Annotated in this window: 12 protein-coding genes; 7 read left to right on the top strand and 5 right to left on the bottom strand. The window is 69.5% G+C overall.

The features are described from left to right. Positions 1-13: 13 nt before the first annotated feature. Positions 14-2299: a glycoside hydrolase N-terminal domain-containing protein gene (locus JHY01_RS11725; RefSeq protein WP_205325830.1), complete on the bottom strand. Its 2286-nt coding sequence runs from the start codon at positions 2297-2299 to the stop codon at positions 14-16. A gap of 369 nt (positions 2300-2668) precedes the next feature. On the opposite strand from JHY01_RS11725, the gene JHY01_RS11720 reads away from it, so the two are divergent. The 3 genes from JHY01_RS11720 to JHY01_RS11710 all read left to right on the top strand — a co-directional run bounded on the left by JHY01_RS11720 (position 2669) and on the right by JHY01_RS11710 (position 6581). Next, a complete protein-coding gene (locus JHY01_RS11720) occupies positions 2669-3370 on the top strand; it encodes a hypothetical protein (protein ID WP_205325829.1) in 702 nt (233 codons plus the stop codon). 396 nt (positions 3371-3766) lie between these two features. After that, positions 3767-4774: an LPXTG cell wall anchor domain-containing protein gene (locus JHY01_RS11715; protein WP_205325828.1), complete on the top strand. Its 1008-nt coding sequence runs from the start codon at positions 3767-3769 to the stop codon at positions 4772-4774. A 433-nt stretch (positions 4775-5207) separates the two neighbouring features. Further along, a complete protein-coding gene (locus JHY01_RS11710; RefSeq protein ID WP_275889758.1) occupies positions 5208-6581 on the top strand; it encodes an NCS2 family permease in 1374 nt (457 codons plus the stop codon). 90 nt (positions 6582-6671) lie between these two features. Here JHY01_RS11710 and JHY01_RS11705 read toward each other — a convergent pair whose 3' ends face one another. The 3 genes from JHY01_RS11705 to JHY01_RS11695 form a co-directional block, all read right to left on the bottom strand. Beyond that, positions 6672-7859 (bottom strand): ABC transporter permease, encoded by a 1188-nt coding sequence (locus tag JHY01_RS11705; RefSeq protein ID WP_205325827.1) that lies wholly within the window; start codon positions 7857-7859, stop codon positions 6672-6674. After that, the gene (locus tag JHY01_RS11700; protein WP_205325826.1) at positions 7856-8725 is read right to left on the bottom strand and encodes an ABC transporter ATP-binding protein; all 870 of its coding nucleotides are present in this window, start codon (positions 8723-8725) and stop codon (positions 7856-7858) included. The genes JHY01_RS11705 and JHY01_RS11700 overlap by 4 nt, the downstream gene beginning before the upstream one ends. 84 nt (positions 8726-8809) lie before the next feature. Next, positions 8810-10015 (bottom strand): NarK/NasA family nitrate transporter, encoded by a 1206-nt coding sequence (locus JHY01_RS11695; RefSeq protein WP_205325825.1) that lies wholly within the window; start codon positions 10013-10015, stop codon positions 8810-8812. A 191-nt stretch (positions 10016-10206) separates the two neighbouring features. Between JHY01_RS11695 and JHY01_RS11690 the strand changes: the two genes are divergently transcribed. The 4 genes from JHY01_RS11690 to narI are packed head-to-tail and all read left to right on the top strand — an operon-like array spanning position 10207 to position 16956. After that, a complete protein-coding gene (locus tag JHY01_RS11690) occupies positions 10207-13890 on the top strand; it encodes a nitrate reductase subunit alpha (RefSeq protein ID WP_205325824.1) in 3684 nt (1227 codons plus the stop codon). After that, the gene (narH, locus tag JHY01_RS11685; protein WP_205325823.1) at positions 13890-15590 is read left to right on the top strand and encodes a nitrate reductase subunit beta; all 1701 of its coding nucleotides are present in this window, start codon (positions 13890-13892) and stop codon (positions 15588-15590) included. The genes JHY01_RS11690 and narH overlap by 1 nt, the downstream gene beginning before the upstream one ends. Next, complete coding sequence (gene narJ / locus JHY01_RS11680; protein ID WP_205325822.1) at positions 15587-16219, top strand: nitrate reductase molybdenum cofactor assembly chaperone; 633 nt, start codon at positions 15587-15589, stop codon at positions 16217-16219. Before narH ends, narJ begins: the two co-directional genes overlap by 4 nt. Next, positions 16216-16956: a respiratory nitrate reductase subunit gamma gene (narI, locus tag JHY01_RS11675; RefSeq protein WP_205325821.1), complete on the top strand. Its 741-nt coding sequence runs from the start codon at positions 16216-16218 to the stop codon at positions 16954-16956. The genes narJ and narI overlap by 4 nt, the downstream gene beginning before the upstream one ends. Here narI and JHY01_RS11670 read toward each other — a convergent pair whose 3' ends face one another. Beyond that, positions 16957-17925, bottom strand: coding sequence for a hypothetical protein (locus JHY01_RS11670; RefSeq protein ID WP_205325820.1), 969 nt, complete (start codon positions 17923-17925; stop codon positions 16957-16959). Between the last annotated feature and the right edge of the window lie 1048 nt (positions 17926-18973).

The raw sequence follows: 18973 nt of genomic DNA, 5'->3' as shown, positions 1-18973 counted from the left end.
CCTTATGTCCTGATCAGATCTCCGCGGACCAGGACTCGCCCTCGGCCAGGCGGACCGCCTTGCCGAGGACCCACACCTCGGTGTCGCATGTGGACACCAAGGTCAGCGCCGTCACCTCGCCGCCGCTCCAGGCCAGCCGCTCGACCGTGACCCCGCCGCGGGCCCGCAGGCCGCGGACCTCCCCTTCGGGCCAGGCGCTCGGGAGCGCGGGCAGCAGCTCGATGACGGGCGCGCCCCCCTCGGTGCGGTGCGACTGGACGAGCATCTCGGCGATCGCGGCGGTCGTGCCGAAGTTCCCGTCGATCTGGAACGGCGGGTGCGCGCACAGCAGCGAGCTGTAGACCCCGCCGTCCGCGTACTCCGCGCCCTCGCCCCGGAATCCCACGGGCGTCAGGAACTCGCCGAGCAGGCGGTGCGCGCGGTCGCCGTCGCGCAGGCGCGCCCACAGCGCGGTCTTCCAGGCGAGGGACCAGCCGGTGCCCGCGTCGCCGCGCGCCTCGAGGCTCCGCTTCGCGGCTTCGAGAAGTTCGGGGGAGTCGGCGAAGGAGTCGCCGGGGTAGACCCCGTACAGGTGCGAGACGTGCCGGTGGTGCGGCTCGGACTCCTCGCGCTCGTCGGCCCATTCGAGGAGGCGGCCGTCGGCGCCGATCTTCGGGCCGGCCAGGCGCGGCATGACCTCTTTGATGCTTTTGACGAGCTGGAGGTCGTCGCCGTGGAGGACCTCGGCGACCACGTCGGCGGCTTCGAGGATGAACGCGAAGAGCTCGCGCACGAGCGTCGCGTCCATCCCGGTGGACTCGTCGACCGCCGAGTTCCCCTCCGGCGTGACGAATTCGTTCTCAGGGCTGGTGGCCGGGCTGGTGACGAGCGTGCCGTCCTTGCCCTCGGAGAGCCGGTCGAACGCGAACCGGGCCGCGCCCAGTGCGAGCGGCAGGTGGTCGGCGAGGAACTCCTCGTCGCGGGAGAAGCGCCAGCGTTCGGCGAGGTGCATCGAGAGCCACAGGCCGGCCATGGGCCAGTTCTGCCAGCACGCCCGGTGCTGCACCGGCGTGGTGATGCGCCAGTAGTCGGTGTTGTGGTGGCAGCACCAGCCGCCCGCGTCGTAGAGGCGGCGCGCGGTCTCCACGCCGGTGCGCGCGAGGTCGCCGACGAGGCTGAACAGCGGCTCGTGGAACTCCGGGAGCGCACAGGTCTCGGCGGGCCAGTAGTTCATCTCCACGTTGATGTTCGTGGTGTAGTCGCAGTTCCACGGCGGGGTGACGTGGTGGTTCCAGATGCCCTGCAGGTTCGCGGGCTGGGTGCCGGGCCGCGAGGAGCCGACGAGGAGGTAGCGGCCGAACTGGAAGGCGAGCACGGCGAGGTCTTCGTCGGTGCCGCCCGCGGCGCGGCGGCGCAGGCGTTCGGCGGTCGTCGCGTCGTCCACAGGGGCCTGTGGACGGAGGTCGAGGCTGACGCGGTCCATGATCTCGCGGTGCGCGGCGACGTGGGTGTCCAGGACGCCGGACCAGCCTGCGGCGGCGGCCCGGCGGGCATCGTCGCGGGCCGCCTCGAGCGCGGTCCGCTCGTCGAAGTCGGAACGGAGGCCGATGTAGACCTCGACGCTGCGGGCGCCCTGGATGCGGTGGCCGCCTTCGGTTTCGGCGATGTCGCCGTCGCAGCGCACCTGGGTGTTGAGGCCGAGCCGGCGCACGCCTTCGCTCTTGGAGTAGTCGGGGTCGCCGCCGACGACGCTGACGGGCGCGATGCCGGTGAAGTCGAATTCGGTGGCGCCCGCGGCGGCGGTGCCGCCTTCGTGGGGCCACTCGAAGCGCAGTTCGAGGTCGAACGGTTCGTCGGCAGTCCAGCGCAGGGCGATGACCTGGTAGTCGGCGGAGGCGAAGGCCTGGTGGGCGACCCGACCCCGCGTGATCGTGGCGAGGCCGTCGCGGAGGTCGAGTTCGCGCCGCTCTGCCGATGGACGGCTCGCAAGCGTCGCCGAGTCCGGCCCGGCGTCGTCGGAGTGGGTCACGACGAAGGCGCCGGCGGGCTGGTAGGCATCGGCTTCTTTGCCGGTCATGCCGGTCACGAGCTGGTCGGCGGCGAAGTAGTCGCCGCGGCGGACCGCTTCGGCGGCCTGGGCCGCGAGGCCTTCGGCGCCTTCGGGAACGCTCCAGGAGCCGTCGCCCGCCCAGAAGCCGTCCTCGTTGAGTTCGATGCGGGGCCCCCACAGCATCGCGCCGATGCGGCCCTCCCCGATGGGAAGGCCCTCGTGCCAGGCGCCGGGAGCGGTGTCATACGTGAGCTTCAATGCTGCTGACATGTACACGATCCTATAGGATCTTTCCGCCGAGGGTCGGAGCGCGACCCGACCGGCGCCGCCGTTCGCAGTCGCGAACGCGCTCGCGGCACACCTGCCCCGGCAAGCAGCATGGCGGGAGTCCAACTCCGCGTTAGCGTTTCGCGGCAACGAGGAGGCCGATCGCCTCCGCGTGACGATCACGGCAGCCGACGCCCCCGCGGCCTTCCTCGCGGGGCGCCGCCGTCTCCGCTCCCCCACTCCTCCGTTCGGCTGCCTTTCGTTACCTGAATGTGCTGCAACCTCATGTTCTCCGGGCGCGTTATGCAAATGCCCATCACGAATCCGGCACGTTCGCTCCTTTGGCAGATGAATAACGGAGAGCTCACTCAAATGAAACTCAAGCAACCCTTCGCGACGTCCGGCGCCATCGGCGCCGCTGCGGCAGCGGGCCTCCTCGGCTCGCTGGCTTTCGCCGGCACCGCGCAAGCCGCCGAAGTCGTCATCTCCATCAACCCCGGCAACGTGCCCACGACCGCCGCGGGTTTCGAGGACGTCTCCTGTGAGAACCTGCCCGACGACCTCACCGCCGATGTGGACGGTTGGGTGTTCGTCCTCCCCGCGGCCGCCGGAGCCGAAGGCAACTTCATCTCGGTCACCGCGACCTACGAGGACGGGAACGGCGATGTCCAGGTGCTGAGCACCGACACCGACGGTGCGATCGTCTCGGGCTCGGGCGACAACAAGGCGTACATCATCACGCCCGCCGGCTGGACCCTCACGGGCGCCGAGGCCCTCGTCAACGACCCCGACGAGGGTGCCAAGTTCAACCTCACCCACGCCTGCCCCGGCAAGCCGGGCGAGGAAGAGCCCAGCAGCCCCGGCGAGGAGCCGTCCTCCCCGAGCGAGGAGCCCTCGTCCCCGGGTGAGGAGTCCTCGACCCCCGGCGAGGCCTCGACCTCCCCGGTCGGCTCGAACCTGCCGGTCACCGGCACTCCGCTGACGGTCGCCCTGGTCTCGGCCGCGGCGCTCGCCGCCGGTGGTGCCGCGCTGTACATGATCCAGCGCCGCCGCCGCGAGGCCCAGGACTGGTAGTCCGCCGCCCCGCAGCATGTCGACCGGCGGTGCACCGACCTGGTGAGGACCAGCGGTCGGTGCCCGAACCGGCAACTCCGCCAACGGGTCACGACGGCCCGGGTCCCACAGCCCGGCCCGGACAGCTCTGACGACGCCCCCGAGACCGGGTCTCGGGGGCGTCGTCGCGTCCGCCGCCGGTTGCCCGAATCCACCACGTTTGCGCAGGTCAACCGTTCGGCTGATGCCGTGATCATCCGAATGCGGCGCAACGCGGACCCCGCCGCGGGCGTGGATGCAATGCCCACTTCCCGGTCGGGCACCTCCCTTCCGTCCGAACCGGACACCGTCGCGCACGGGCGTCATCGAGACCGGCATCTTCGATCACTCCGGCCACCCATCACTGAGAGCAAACCCATGAACCTCACACGCCGTCAGAAGCGACTCGGCATCCTCGGAGCCGCAGGCCTCGCTGGAGCGACTGCGCTCGCGATCAGCATCCCCGCCTTCGCCGGCAACGGCGGCGGTGGCGGCGGTGCTGAAGACATCGACAGCACCGTCACCCTCGACCTCAAAGACGCGCACACGAACAAGGCTGCCGACGACGAGGAATTCGAGACCAAGTGCGGCGAGGACCACCAGATCCCGGGCGACAAGCCCGCCGACTACGACGGCTGGGTCTTCGTGCTCCCCAACAAGGCCGGCGACGAGTTCGTCTCGGTCACGGCCGTGTTCGAGGACGAGGACGGCGACGAGCACACCGAGCAGGCCACGATCGTCTCCGCTGGAAACAGCGGCAGCGCCAAGCACGCCTACGTGGGCGTGCCGGCAGGTTGGATCCTCGTCGACGCTTGGGCTGAGGTGAAGAACGGGGACGAGGACGAGAACTTCAACGTCACTCACACCTGCCCGGGCGAGACGGAGGAAGAGCCCACGACCGACGCCCCGACTTCGGACGCACCGACTTCGGACGCGCCGACGTCCGATGCGCCGACCTCTGACGCCCCGACCTCGGATGCCCCGACCTCCGACGAACCGACGAGCGACGCGCCGACCTCGGATGCGCCTACGAGCGACGCCCCGACCTCCGACGCTCCCACGTCCGATGCCCCGACCTCTGACGCACCCACTTCGGAGCCCGAAACCAGTACCTCCCCGGCAGAGTCCAGCCCTGCGGAGTCGAGCCCCGCCGAGTCCAGCTCCGCGGCACCGTCTTCCGAGGCGCCGTCGTCTGCAGCGCCGTCGTCTGCAGCACCGTCGAGCTCCACCCCGGGCCAGGCCTCGACCTCCCCGGCCGGGAGTGCGCTGCCCACCACGGGTTCGTCCCTGACCTACGTCCTCGCCGGCGCGGGCGCACTGCTCGTCGCGGGCATCGTCCTGCTCGTGCTGATGCGTCGCCGCGCCGAGGGCACCGAAGGCGCCTGACCCGGGATCGGCGCGGGGCCCACGGCGGTCCCGCGCCGAAACCCGGGCCGTTACCCAACTGTTATGCAACCGGTCGAGCCGCCGTCGCGTTTAGCAGTTGTCTCAAGACAAGAAGCCCGATTCGTCGGGTAGAGGCACCTCGACTACCGCCCGCTGCTTGACGGTGCGGTCCTTGTCGGGCCCCCGGAATCCTGCCACCGGGGGCCCGACCCTAAGTCGACGCCCCGGAGCCGTCCCCCCCTTGGCTCCGGGGCGTCGCCTGTTTTCCAGCTCATAGCGAGTGCGTAAAACTCACATTCGCGAGGCCCGAATACTTTCCTTCAGCCGGCGGACCCGGTACATTACCGGCAGGTTCAGACCTGCCCCGTTACCCTGTTTCCCGAGGTGCCAGCTGCCCGGCATCGCACCGCGCCCGCACAGGAGTGCCCGCCACATGGCCACTGACGCCACAGAGAAGAAGGACGCGCCCACCGGCCGCGTCGACAAGTTCTTCGGCATGACCGAGAACAAGACCAACTGGAAGCGCGAGGTCCTCGCCGGGACCACGACCTTCCTCGCGATGGCGTACATCCTCGCCGTCAACCCCGGCATCCTCAGCTTCGGGCTCTCCGACGCCGGGGTCGACGCGCCCAACCCGGGCGCGGTCTTCACCGCGACCGCGCTGGCCTCCGCGCTCGGCTGCCTCGTCATGGGCCTGTGGGCCCGCTACCCGATCGCCACGGCTCCGGGCATGGGCCTGAACGCGTTCTTCGCGTTCACCGTGGTCCTGACCCTCGGCATCCCGTGGCAGACGGCGCTGACCGGCACGCTCGTCTCCGGTGTGCTGTTCCTGATCCTCGCCGTCACCGGTGCGCGCGAAGCGATCATCAACGCGATCCCGGTGCAGCTCAAGCTCGCCGTCGGCGCGGGCATCGGCCTGTTCATCGCGTTCATCGGCCTCAAGGGCGGCGGCATCGTCGTCGACTCCCCGGCCACGCTGGTCACCATCGGCAGCTTCAGCGGCGAGGGCTCGGGCCCGGTGCTGCTCACCGTGTTCGGCCTCATCGTCACCGCCGTGTTCATGGTCCTGGGCTGGAAGGGCGGCGTCTTCTACGGCATGCTCGCCACGCTGGCCGTCGGTCTCCTGACCGGCGTCATCGACCTGGAGCTCACCGACGGCTTCACGCCGAACCTCGACTCGTTCGGCGCGGCCTTCACGGGCTTCGAGGACGCGTTCACGGTCCACATGATCGCGGTCATCCTGACCATGCTGTTCGTGGACTTCTTCGACACCGCAGGGACACTGTTCGCCGTCGCGGGCCAGGCCGGGCTCACCAAGGACGGCAAGCTGCCCCGCGCGGGCCGCGCCCTCGCCGCCGACTCGATCGCGACCTCGGCCGGCGCGGTCCTCGGCACCTCGACCACCACGGCGTACATCGAGTCCACTGCGGGCGTCTCGGTCGGCGGCCGTACCGGTCTCACCGCGGTGACGACCGCTTTCTGGTTCGTCGTGTCACTGGTGGCGTTCCCGGTGTTCGGCCTGGTCGCCAACAACCCCGAGGTCACCGCGCCCGCGCTGATCGTCGTGGGCGTGCTCATGGCGAAGTCGCTCGGCCAGATCGCCTGGGACAAGCTGGAGTACGCGATCCCGGCGTTCCTCATCGTCGCCGCGATGCCGCTGACGTACTCGATCTCGAACGGCATCGCCCTGGGCCTGGTGTTCTTCCCGGTCATGATGGCCGCCAAGGGCCGCTGGCGCGAGGTGCACCCGATCGCGTGGGTGCTCATGCTCGCCTCGATCGGCTACTTCCTGTTCTTGACGGAGTAGCACCGCCTCACGGAACAGCACCGCTTGACCGAGCAAGCGGGACAAGCGAACAGGGCCCGGGATCGAATCCCGGGCCCTTGCTGTCGTGGTCTACGCCGCGCGGCGGAGCGCCTCGCTGAGCTTCATGCGCGAGCCCGTGTACAGGACGCTGCGCTTGTACAGCTGCGAGCCGAGCGCGAGCGCCCCGCCCGCCGCGAGCGCCAGGAGCACGCCGGAGAGGACGATCTGCCAGGCGGGCACCTCGGCGATCGCCATGCGGGTGGGCATCGCGATCCCCGAGAACGGCGGGACGATCGAGAGGACCTCCGCGAACGTGCTCGTGGGGGCGTTCAGCAGGAAGATCGCGCCGAGATAGCTGAGCGTCAGCGACATGATGAGCGGGGTCAGGACCGACCCGGACTCCTCTTGGCGCGAGACGAGCGAGCCGACGCCGCCGGCCAGGGTGCCGAAGAGCGCGAACGCGAGCAGCCACCAGCCGATCGTGGAGACGGCCGCGGAGGAGGTGCCCGGCGGCAGGTCGGCGAGCATGCCGGTGGCGGCGGAGACGCCGAGGCCCACGGCGATCATGGCGACGAGGTTGACCAGGGAGATGACGCCGAGGCCGATGACCTTGCCGCCGAGAAGCTGCCACGGTTTGAGGCTGGTGAGGAGGATTTCGACGATCCGGCTGGACTTCTCCTCGACGACGCCCATGGCGATGTACTGCACGGGGGTCATGAGCATCATGAACATGATGATGGAGATGATCAGGCCGGTGAAGTAGTCGAGCGGGCCGGTGACGCCGCTCGCCGACTCCAGGGTCACGAATTCGAGCGGCTGCACGGTGAGCGCGCCGGTGATCTCCTGGTCGCTGAGTCCGGCGGCCGCGAGGTTCGTCTGCACGCTCGCGGCCTGCCAGGCGGCGTCGATCTTCGTCTCGACCTCGTTGGCGACCCCGTCGAGGCTGTAGAGCGCCCCGTCGGTCACGGCCGCTTCGACGGTCTCGTCCTCGACGGCCTGCTCGGCCTCCGCGGCGGAATCGTAGATCGTGATGTCGAAGCCGCCCATGGCGTCGAGCTGGGCCTGCATGGCGGGTGCCGTCGACCCGGCGAGGCCGATCTTCTCGTCGCTGTCGTCCCCGCCGATGAGGCTCGGGAGGGCGGCGAGGACGCCGACGATGACGACGGTGACGATGAGGCTGATGAGGTTGGCCTTGGAGAGGCCGCGGACGCGGATCTCGCGTCCGGCCACGAGCAGGAGGCCGCGCATGCGGGAGGCCTGGGGAGTCTGGGCGCTCATCGGGTCACGGCCTCTCGGAAGATCTCGGCGATGGTGGGCTGGTCGTAGGCGAAGTGGGTGACGCGGCCGGCGGCGACGGCGACGCGCAGCACCTCCTGGTCGTCCGCGTCCTCCACGAGGTAGTCGTCGCCGTCGCGGGTGACGGTGCCGGGGAGGGCGTCCGTGAGGTCCTCGGGGGTCTGGACGCTCACGCGCAACTGCTTGACCTCCTTGGCCTTCAGCGCTTCCACGGACCCGGCGGCGATGATCCGCCCGCTGCCGATGATGACCACGGAGTCGCAGAGCCGCTCGATGAGGTCGAGCTGGTGGCTGGAGAAGATGACGGGCGCGCCGTTCGCGGCGCGGTCCTTGAGGGCGGTGCCCATGACGTCGACGGCGATCGGGTCGAGGCCGGAGAACGGCTCGTCGAGGATGAGCGCTTCGGGGTCGTGCACGAGCGAGACGGCGAGCTGGACGCGCTGCTGGTTGCCGAGGGAGAGGTCTTGGACGAAGTCGCCGGCGCGGTCGGCGAGGTTGAGCTGCTCCAGGAGTGCGGCGGCGGCGCGTTTGGCCTCGGCGCGGCTCATGCCGTGGAGCTCGCCGAAGTAGGCGATCTGCTCGGCGGTCTTCATCTTCGGGTAGAGGCCCCGTTCCGAAGGCATGTAGCCGAATCGGCGGCGCGTCTCGACGTCGAGAGGGGTGCCGTCGTAGACGATCTGCCCGCTGTCGGCGGCGAGGACGCCCATGGCGATGCGCATGGTGGTGGTCTTCCCGGCGCCGTTCGCGCCGACGAATCCGACCACTTCTCCGGGGGCGGCGGTGAGCGACACCCCGTCGAGGGCCACGGTGTCGCCGAACCGCTTGTGCAGGTCCTTGATTTCGAGCATGGTGTCACCCTAGGACGCGGATCGGGCCGGATCCTCCGCCTTGAGGGGGATTCCGGCCCTGCCGCGTTCATTCGCGAGGAGTAATCAGGTCGGCGCGGGGGCCTTCCGGAACGACTTGAGGGTGAACAGCCCGACCAGGAGCGCCGTGACCGAGAGCAGCAGCAGCCCGATCGTGTAGTCGCCGTTGGCCTGGTAGTTCGCGCCCATGATGAGCGGCGGGAAGTAGCCGCCGAGGCCGCCGGCCGCGCCCACGATCCCGGTGACGCCGCCGACGCGGGCGGGGTCGACCAGTTCGGCGACGAGTGCGAACACGCCGCCGGTGCCGAGGCCGAGGAACAGGGCCATGAGGACGAACGAGGTCCCGGCCGGGATCTCCAGCGGCGGTTCGAACGCGAGGATCACCGCCATGAACGCGGCCCCGAAGAACGAGGTGAGGCAGACCTTGAGCGGTCCCACGCGGTCGGAGAGGATGCCGCCCGCCGGGCGGGCGATGACGGCGGCGAGGCTGAACCCGGCGGCGCGCAGTCCCGCGTCGGTCTGCGCGAGGTCGTAGGCGGACACCAGCATCGTCGGCAGGTAGGTCGAGAACGCGACGAAGCCGCCGAACGCGATCGCGTACAGCAGCGACATCTGCCAGGTGACCTTGAGCTTCATGACGGCTTTGAGGCGCGGCAGCGCCGGTTCGCTCGAGGCCCGCCACTGCGGGGCGTTGCGCGCGAACGTCCAGGTGATGAGGCCCATCGCGCCGAGCGCGGCGCACATGAGCAGGTGTGTAGGCAAGAGCCCCATGCCGTCGACGAGCCGCGGGGTGAGGAACGCCGAGAGCGCGGTGCCGCCCATGCCGGCGCCGAAGACCCCGGTCGCGAAGCCGCGCTTCGCGGGCGGGTACCAGGCGTTGACGAACGGGATGCCGACCGCGAACGAGGTGCCCGCGACGCCGAGCAGGAAGCCCGAGACCAGCAGTGCCGCATAGGAGTTGCCGGAGAGGCCCACGAGGAGCACCGGGACGATCGCGACGAAGCAGGAGGCGGTGAGCATGACCCGGCCGCCGAGCCTGTCGGTGAGGATGCCCGCCGGGATGCGCCCCACCGCGCCCACCAGCACCGGGAACGCGACCAGGATCGAGACCTGCGTCGGGTCGAGGTCGAGGCGGTCGGCGTAGGTCTTCGAGAGCGGGCCGATGAGGTTCCACGCCCAGAACGTCAATGCGAACGCGGCGGTCGCCAGGGCGAGATTGGACCCGGCCCCGCGCTGCGCGGCGGTGGTCCGGTCCGGGGTGGCGATGCTCATCTGGCCTCCTAGTCGCGGCGGATCGTCAACCGCCGCAACTCTCCCAGCGTTTGCGATGCGCTGGACCGGGTATCGGGTCCCTGGACAGTATGCCGATTAGTCCTCTTCGGCGGGACCAAAGACCCTAATCTGAGCAGCGGACTCCTGCTTCGATACAGAAGTCAGCCAGACGCTCGAAGGGAGCCAGCCGCATGCCGCGAACCGACGAGGCCGCCTCCGCCTCCGATCTCCTCCTGCGCACCGGACTCTTCCTCACCCGCTCCGAATCCACAGAGGACCTGCGGACGGTGTTCAAGGAGGGCGGCCGCGAAGGCGACGTGTTCTACCGGGACCGCTGGAGCCACGACAAGGTCGTGCGCTCCACCCACGGCGTCAACTGCACCGGCTCGTGCTCGTGGAACGTCTACGTCAAGGACGGCATCATCACCTGGGAGACCCAGGCGACCGACTACCCCTCGGTGGGCCCCGACCGCCCCGAGTACGAGCCGCGCGGCTGCCCCCGCGGCGCGGCCTTCTCCTGGTACACGTACTCGCCCACGCGGGTGCGCTACCCGTACGGTCGCGGCGTCCTCGTCGAGATGTACCGCGAAGCCAAAGCGCGCCTTGGCGACCCGGTCGCCGCCTGGGCCGAGGTCACCACCGACCCCGAGAAGCGCCGCCGCTACCAGTCCGCGCGCGGCAAGGGCGGCTTGGTGCGCATCACCTGGGACGAGGCGGTCGAGATCGCCGCCGCCGCCCACGTCCACACCATCGGCGCCTACGGGCCCGACCGCATCGCCGGGTTCAGCCCGATCCCCGCGATGTCGCAGGTCTCCCAGGGCGTCGGGGCGCGGTTCGTGAACCTGCTCGGCGGCTCGATGCTGTCGTTCTACGACTGGTACGCCGACCTGCCGGTCGCGTCCCCGCAGGTCTTCGGCGACCAGACCGACGTCCCGGAGTCGGGGGACTGGTGGGACGCCGCGTACCTCATGCTCTGGGGCTCCAACGTGCCCGTCACGCGCACCCCGGACGCGCACTGGATGGCCGAGGCCCGCTACCGGGGTCAGAAGGTCATCACCGTGGCGCCCGACTACAACGACGCCGCGAAGTTCGCCGACGAATGGCTCGCCCCGCACCCGGGCACCGACGGCGCCCTCGCCATGGCGATGGGCCACGTGATCCTCAAGGAGCACTTCGCGGACGAGCGCACGGAAGCCTTCGACGCCTACGTGCGCAAGTACACCGACCTGCCGTTCCTGGTCGAGCTCGTCGAGCGGGACGGGAACCTCGTGCCCGGCAAGTTCCTGCGCCGCGACGCCCTGCCCGGCGAGGAACCGTACGCCGAATGGAAGCCGGTCTTCATCGACGCGCGCACCGGCGAGGCCCGCGCCCCGCACGGCACCCTCGGCCACCGCTGGGACGAGGAGCGCCAGGGCAACTGGAACCTCGACCTCGAAGGCGCCAAACCGCTGCTCAGCTTCCATGAGGAAGGCTGCGAGAGCGAGACGATCGCCCTGCCGCGCTTCGACGACCCCGCCGACGACCCCGATGGGGACGTCTCGCTGCGGGGCGTCCCGGTCCGCCGGGTCGAGGGCCGCCTGGTGACCACCGTGTTCGACCTCCTCCTCGCCCAGTACGGGGTGGCCCGGCCGGGCCTGCCGGGCCGGTGGCCCACCGGCTACGACGACGCATCGCAGCCGTGCACCCCCGCCTGGTCCGAGTCGGTCACCTCGGTGAAGGCCGACCGGACGATCCGCATCGCCCGCGAGTTCGCCGCCACCGCAAGGGATTCGGGCGGCCGGGCGATGATCGTGCTCGGCGCGGGCACGAACCAGTGGTTCCACGGCGACACCATGTACCGGGCGTTCCTCACCCTCCTGCTGCTCACCGGCTGCCAGGGGAAGAACGGCGGCGGCTGGGCGCACTACGTCGGCCAGGAGAAATGCCGCACCCAGACCGGTTGGGCCACCTACGCATCGGCGATGGACTGGACCCGGCCCGCCCGGTTCATGGCCGCGACCCCGTACTGGTACCTGCACACCGACCAGTGGCGCTACGACACCTACAAGTCCGACGCCCTCACCTCCGCCACCGGCCCCGGCCGCCTCGCCGCCACCCACACGGCCGACCTCGTCGCCGCCTCCGCCCGCATGGGCTGGATGCCCTCCTACCCCACGTTCAACCGCAACCCCCTGCTCATCGCGCAGGAGGCGCGCGAGGCCGGGCTCGAGCCGGCCGCCTACGTCGCCCGCGAACTCGCCTCGGGCGACCTGCGATTCGCCTGCGAGGACCCGGACGCGCCCGAGAACTGGCCGCGCCTGCTCACCGTCTGGCGCGCGAACCTGTTCGGCTCCAGCGCGAAAGGCGACGAGTACTTCCTCAAGCACCTGCTCGGCACCCAGAACTCGGTGCAGGGCGATGAGGCCGGACCGGACGACCGCCCGGCCGACGTCGTGTGGCACGGCGAAGCGCCCCAAGGGAAACTCGACCTCCTCCTCTCGCTCGACTTCCGCATGACCAGCACGACGCTCCTCTCCGACATCGTGCTCCCGGCCGCCACCTGGTACGAGAAACACGACCTGTCCACAACGGACATGCATCCGTTCGTGCACGCCTTCTCGCCCGCGATCGACCCGCCCTGGCAGGCCCGCACCGACTTCGAGGCCTTCCAGGCCCTCGCCCGGCGCTTCTCCGAACTCGCCGAAGACCACCTCGGCGTCGCCACCGACCTGGTCGCCGCCCCGCACCAGCACGACACGCCGGGGGAACTCGCCCAGCCCGGCGGCATCGCCCCCGACTGGAAAGCCGAAGGCGTCCCGCCCGTCCCGGGCAGGACCGCGCCCGCGATCCTCAGCGTCGAACGCGACTACCCCGCCGTCGCCGCCAAGATGCAGGCCCTCGGCCCGCTCGCCGAGACCAAAGGCCTTCCCGTCAAAGGCGTCTCATTCACACCCGACGTCGAGATCCCCTGGCTCGCCGGACGCTGCGGCACCTCCACCGAAGCGCCCGCCACGGGCCGGCCCCTCCTCGACACCGACGTCAAAGTCTGCGAGACGATCCTCGCGCTCTCCGGCACCAGCAACGGACGCCTTGCCGCCCAAGGCTTCCAGCGCCTCGCCGCCCGCGTCGGCACCGACTTCGACGAACTCGTCCACGGCTCCCAGGAACGCCGCGTCGTCTTCAGCGACACCCAGCACGGCCCCACCCCCGTCGGCGCCAGCCCCGAATGGTCCGGCAAGGAAGCGCACGACCGCCGCTACTCGCCGTTCACCATCAACCTCGAACACGACAAGCCCTGGCACACCCTCACCGGCAGAATGCACTGCTACCTCGACCACGACTGGATGCACGAGTTCGGCGAGGCCCTGCCCGTCTACCGCCCACCCCTCAACATGCACCAGCTCTTCGGCGAACCCGAAGTCGGCCCCACGGGGGAGCGGGCCGTCGCCGTCCGCTACCTCACCCCGCACTCCAAGTGGTCCATCCACTCCGAATACCAGGACAACCTGCTCATGCTCACGCTCTCGCGCGGCGGCCCCAACATCTGGATGAGCCCCCAGGACGCCGAAGCCATCGGCGCCGAGGACAACGACTGGGTCGAGGCCGTCAACCGCAACGGCGTCGTCGCCGCCCGCCTCGTCGTCTCCCACCGCATGCCGCAGGGGACCGTCTACATGTACCACGCGCAGGAACGCGTGGTCGACGTCCCGAAGACCGAGACCACCGGCAAACGCGGCGGCATCCACAACTCCCTCACCCGCCTCCTCGTCAAACCCACCCACCTCATCGGCGGGTACGCCCAGTTCTCCTACGCGTTCAACTACATCGGCCCCACCGGCAACCAGCGCGACGAAGTCACCGTCGTCCGCAAGCGCACCACGGAGGTCCAGTACTGATGGCCCAGCGCATCGGCAAGGTCATGGCCCAGGTCGCCATGGTCATGAACCTCGACAAGTGCATCGGCTGCCACACCTGCTCCGTCACCTGCAAACAGGCCTGGACCAACCGCTCCGGCGTCGAATACGTGTGGTTCAACAACGTCGAGACCCGCCCCGGCCAGGGCTACCCGCGCCGCCACGAGGACCAGGAGCGCTGGCAGGGCGGCTGGAAGCGCACGGCAACCGGCAGGCTCAAGCCCCGCGCGGGCGGCCGCCTCAAGAAGCTCGCCACGATCTTCGCCAACCCCAAGATGCCGTCGATCCAGGACTACTACGAGCCCTGGACGTACGACTACGAGCACCTCGTCTCCGCCCCGCTCGGCGACGACATCCCCGGCGCGCGGCCCCGCTCGCTCATCACCGGCGACCCGATGCAGATCGAATGGAGCGCCAACTGGGACGACGACCTCGCGGGCGGCGAAGAGCTCGGCTCGCAGGACCCGATCGTGCAGAAGATCGGCGACAAGGTGAAGTTCGAGTACGAGCAGAGCTTCATGTTCTATCTGCCGCGCATCTGCGAGCACTGTCTCAACCCCAGCTGCGTCGCCTCCTGCCCTTCCGGCGCGATGTACAAGCGCGCCGAGGACGGCATCGTGCTCGTGGACCAGGACAAGTGCCGCGGCTGGCGCATGTGCGTCACCGGCTGCCCCTACAAGAAGGTGTACTTCAACCACAAGACCGGCAAGGCCGAGAAGTGCACGCTCTGCTACCCGCGCGTCGAGGTCGGCATGCCCACGGTCTGCTCCGAGACCTGCGTCGGGCGCCTGCGCTACCTCGGCGTCATCCTCTACGACGTCGAACGCGTCGGCCGCGCCGCCGCCGTCAAGGACGAGCAGGCCCTCTACGCGGCCCAGCTCGACACCTTCCTCGACCCCGACGACCCCGACGTCCAGGCCGCAGCCCTCCGCGACGGCATCCCGCAGCGCTGGATCGACTCGGCCCGCCGCTCACCGGTCTACATGCTGGCCAAGCGCTTCCGCGTCGCGCTGCCGCTGCACCCGGAGTACCGGACGATGCCCATGGTCTGGTACATCCCGCCGCTCTCGCCCGTCGTCGACGCGCTTAGCGAGACCGGGCACGACGGCGAGGACGCCGGCAACCTCTTCGCCGCGATCGACACCCTCCGCATCCCGGCCGAGTACCTCGCCGAGCTGTTCACCGCGGGCGACGTCGAACCGGTCAAGCACGTCCTCGCGAAGCTCGCAGCGATGCGCTCCTACATGCGCCGCATCAACCTCGGCGAGGAACGCGACGAGTCCATCGCCGCCGCGGTCGACCTCACCGGCGACGACATCGAGGCGATGTACCGCCTCCTCGCCCTCGCCAAGTACGACGACCGGTACGTCATCCCGACCGCCTACGGGGTGGACGAGGCCGACCGCGGCGTCATCGAGGAGATCGGCTGCTCTCTCGACTTCGAGGGCGGCCCGGGCATGGGCGGCATGGGAGGCCAGGTCCCGTTCGGGGAGGCCTCCGGGCAGCCGCAGCCCGCGAGCGTCGAGACCTTCCACGCCCTCCGCGACCGCCAGACCAGCGACGGCCACTCCGGGCCGGCCCGTCGCCTCAACCTCCTCAACTGGGACGGCAAGGGCCGCCCGCCGGGCTTGTTCCCCGAACGCACCGGCCAAGGCCAGGACCAGAACAAGGAGGCGAAATGAACGAGGTGATCCGCCAAGCCGCAGCGATGCTCCTCAGCTACCCCGACCGGGCCTACTTCGAACGCCTCCCGCTCGTGCGGGTCGCCGTCGCCGAGACCGAACCGGGCGAGGCCCGCGAAGCCCTCACCGCATTCTGCGCGTACGCGAACGGCAAGACCGACCTCGAGCTCGGCGCGGAATACGTGCGCACCTTCGACCTGAAACGGCGCAGAGCCCTGCATCTCACCTACTACACCGACGGCGACACACGACGACGCGGCCACGCGCTGGCCCGGATCAAGGAGATCTATGCGGCCTGCGGATGGCATCTCGACCCCGGCGAACTCCCCGACCACCTGGGGGTGGTCCTTGAATTCACGGCCAGAGGCGATGCCGCCCAAGGGCTGCGGCTCCTCGAAGCGTTCCAGCCCGGCATCGAGCTGCTCCGCGCCGCCCTCCACGACTGCGGCAGCGTCTACGCCGCTGTCCTGGACGCCGTGGCCGCAACCCTCCCGCCCTCCGACGAAGCCCGCCGCGAGGCCACGCGGATGGCCGCCGCCGGACCCCCGGTCGAGGACGTAGGCCTCGACCCCTACGGCACCGGCGCGGTGCCCCTCGGCATGCCGGTCGCGATGGGAGCCAAGCGATGAACCCGACCGCCCTCGACTACCTGCTGTGGGGCGCACTGCCCTACGTCGTGCTCGCGATCCTGATCGGCGGCACGCTCTGGCGATACCGCTACGACCGCTTCGGCTGGACGACCCGCTCGTCCCAGCTCTACGAGTCCCGCATACTGCGCATCGCCAGCCCTGTGTTCCACTTCGGACTTCTGGTGGTGATCATCGGGCACGTCGTCGGCCTGCTGATCCCCGAAACCTGGACCGACGCCGTCGGCATCTCCGACGACATGTACCACGTGACCGCACTGTCCTTGGGCGCCGTCGCAGGCGTGACCACCCTGGGCGGGATCGCCCTGCTCATCTACCGCAGACGCACGAACGGCCCGGTCTTCAGCGCAACGACCGTGAACGACAAGGTCATGTACCTCGTCTTGGTCGCGGCGATCCTCGCGGGCCTGACGACAACGCTGCTGTCCGCGGTCGCGGGTCTGACCGGCGGCCACGAGGTCGACTACCGCGAGACCGTCTCGCCCTGGTTCAGGAGCATCTTCATCCTCCAACCCGACGTCACCGCCATGACCGCCGCCTCGGGAGCCTTCAAGGTCCACGTCCTCATCGGCCTGGCCCTCTTCGCACTCTTCCCGTTCACCCGGCTCGTCCACGCCTTCAGCGCCCCAGTCTGGTATCTCTTCCGCCCCTACGTCGTCTACCGCTCCCGCGACGACTACAAGCCCCTGACCAGGCGGGTCCCCCGAGGCTGGACCTGATCAGCGGCGCCCGGGCCTGAACTCGGACAGCCCGCGGATGCTCTTCACCGGACTTGCGGCGGCCGAATCGAAGAAGCGACCGAAGCAGTAGGCCGCGGGCAGCAGACAGATCATCCAGATGGCGATCGCCGTACTCGACAACTGAGGCTGATGGGGCTCACCGTCACCGGCGACGGCCGCCACCCAGACGATGCCGATCACCCACAGGACGCAGGGGATGGCGAACAGGAGCCAGAGAGAAGCGGGTGTCCGATCGATGGGATCCAAGAATCGCTCAGGAAAACTCCGAGAGCGCACGCGCAGCCGTTGCACCGCCCAGCAGCACGCCGCGATGACCAGCACGAACGGCAGAAGCGGCTCCATCGGTCGATCGATCACCGTTTGGGCGTCCGCACGACTGCGCACCACCACCAAACCGGCGTCGAGGTCATCGGGATCGAAGACGGCCCACACCTCGACTACGGCGAGGTCGACCTCCTCCTCGGCGTCCTCGAAATCGACCGGCTCGGAGAAGAACTCGTAGCGCACGCCGTCGATCGTGGAGTAACCGTCGAGGTAGCCCGTCCAACCCACCTCCTCGTTCTCCCAGTCGGTCATCTCGGTCGCGACGGCCCGCTTGATCTGTGGGTCGCCATCAGTGAACCGCTGCCACGACAGGTCGTTCCCCTGGATGCCCGCCGCGAGTGCGACTGAGGCGCATCCCAACGCGTAAGAGATGAGCAGCGCCAGTCGCCGGTACCGCATCTGCGCCCTGGTCGAGACCAGCTCCCGCCGCTCCTCCGAAAGCATCGCCGTCGCACGGAACCACCACCACGCGATCGCCGCGATCCCCGTCGCGAACAGCGCCGAGGCCGCCAATGTCGGAAACCGGTACTCGCCGGGCCCGATCGAATACCAGTACAAGCCGACCACGCCGTGCAGTGCGAGCGCGGCCAGCCACATGGGCAGGAGGAGCCGAGGGGTCGCCATCTGGGCGGGCACCTTCAATTGTCGGGGCGGGTATTCGAGAGTCTACCGGTGTGGGACGGTGTTGCGATGTCCGAGAAAGTGGCAGTGCGGAAGCGGTTGCGGCACGTCTATCGGATCGGCGGTGGCAGCGGGGCTGGGAAGTCCACTGTCGGTGCTGCGCTCGCCAACCGATGTGGGTTGCGGCTCTGGGACAATGCCTCATCTCCTCTTCACCTCCTTTCGCTGTCTCGGTAGCTGGTCCGCGATCGACGCAGTCTCAGACCGGTGGTCGTCTCGCCCACCCTCGCGGCCTTGCCGACACGGCTGGCGTGTCCGGTGTGGACGTATCGTCCTGCCAGCTCCACCACCTACCCGAGGGCCTGGGGGCCCTTACGGTCGCTGCGTCGGTGGCCGTTGCTGCCTCCCGCCCGGGAATCCTTCCTCCTTTCCTCCTCTTCTCCTTCTTGGCCGCTGTCCCTGCGTGTCCGCTCTCGGAAGGTTGCCTCCGGGAGGACACCCCAGTTCCAGGGCGGTCGGGGTCGCTTACCCGTGCACCTTGAACTCAGGTGCGGGTTCATGCATCCGGGGCACACCGTGGTGTACCGGCCGGAATGGTCCTTCCCATGCGCACCAAGCAGATGCGAGTGCGGGAGGACGGTGCCGCCGTGCGGTGGCGTTGCCGAGCCAGGTCCTCGATTGCCTGGTCTGACATTGCCGCTCGCGCTGGCGGTCCTAACAGTGTGTGCCTCGTTCTGGACACTGCCTCCGGTCGAGGTGATCCCGCCCGGCGATCTCCCACCCAGCACGTCCCAAGGAAGGGCCGTGGTCCGCTGTGGATCCCGATAGCACGCGGGGATTGAGCGCGATGCCCTGAGAAGGAGCGTCGGCTCGGAATCGGTCCGGTTTGGGTTTCGGCCAGAGGCTTGGCTTAGTCTGCTTGCACCTACTCGCCACCTGTACGTTTTCCGTATCCCTGTGCGTACATCAATCATCCCTCGCGCAGCCCCTGACTGTCATCACCCACAGGGATAGAAGGTCCTCATATTCTGCGCCCAATCCACCTGCGCCC

Origin of the sequence: Glycomyces sp. YM15, assembly GCF_016918015.1 — a bacterium.
Lineage (GTDB): Bacteria > Actinomycetota > Actinomycetes > Mycobacteriales > Micromonosporaceae > Glycomyces.
Note: the sequence above shows the minus strand (reverse complement) of the source record. Positions and strands in the feature narration are given on the sequence as shown.

Excerpts from the sequence above, each read along its gene's own strand:
- JHY01_RS11725 (WP_205325830.1), bottom strand. The coding sequence starts at position 2,299 with ATGTCAGCAGCATTGAAGCTCACGTATGACACCGCTCCCGGCGCCTGG.
- JHY01_RS11720 (WP_205325829.1), top strand. The coding sequence starts at position 2,669 with ATGAAACTCAAGCAACCCTTCGCGACGTCCGGCGCCATCGGCGCCGCT.
- JHY01_RS11715 (WP_205325828.1), top strand. The coding sequence starts at position 3,767 with ATGAACCTCACACGCCGTCAGAAGCGACTCGGCATCCTCGGAGCCGCA.
- JHY01_RS11710 (WP_275889758.1), top strand. The coding sequence starts at position 5,208 with ATGGCCACTGACGCCACAGAGAAGAAGGACGCGCCCACCGGCCGCGTC.
- JHY01_RS11705 (WP_205325827.1), bottom strand. The coding sequence starts at position 7,859 with ATGAGCGCCCAGACTCCCCAGGCCTCCCGCATGCGCGGCCTCCTGCTC.
- JHY01_RS11700 (WP_205325826.1), bottom strand. The coding sequence starts at position 8,725 with ATGCTCGAAATCAAGGACCTGCACAAGCGGTTCGGCGACACCGTGGCC.
- JHY01_RS11695 (WP_205325825.1), bottom strand. The coding sequence starts at position 10,015 with ATGAGCATCGCCACCCCGGACCGGACCACCGCCGCGCAGCGCGGGGCC.
- JHY01_RS11690 (WP_205325824.1), top strand. The coding sequence starts at position 10,207 with ATGCCGCGAACCGACGAGGCCGCCTCCGCCTCCGATCTCCTCCTGCGC.
- narH (WP_205325823.1), top strand. The coding sequence starts at position 13,890 with ATGGCCCAGCGCATCGGCAAGGTCATGGCCCAGGTCGCCATGGTCATG.
- narJ (WP_205325822.1), top strand. The coding sequence starts at position 15,587 with ATGAACGAGGTGATCCGCCAAGCCGCAGCGATGCTCCTCAGCTACCCC.
- narI (WP_205325821.1), top strand. The coding sequence starts at position 16,216 with ATGAACCCGACCGCCCTCGACTACCTGCTGTGGGGCGCACTGCCCTAC.
- JHY01_RS11670 (WP_205325820.1), bottom strand. The coding sequence starts at position 17,925 with ATGGCGACCCCTCGGCTCCTCCTGCCCATGTGGCTGGCCGCGCTCGCA.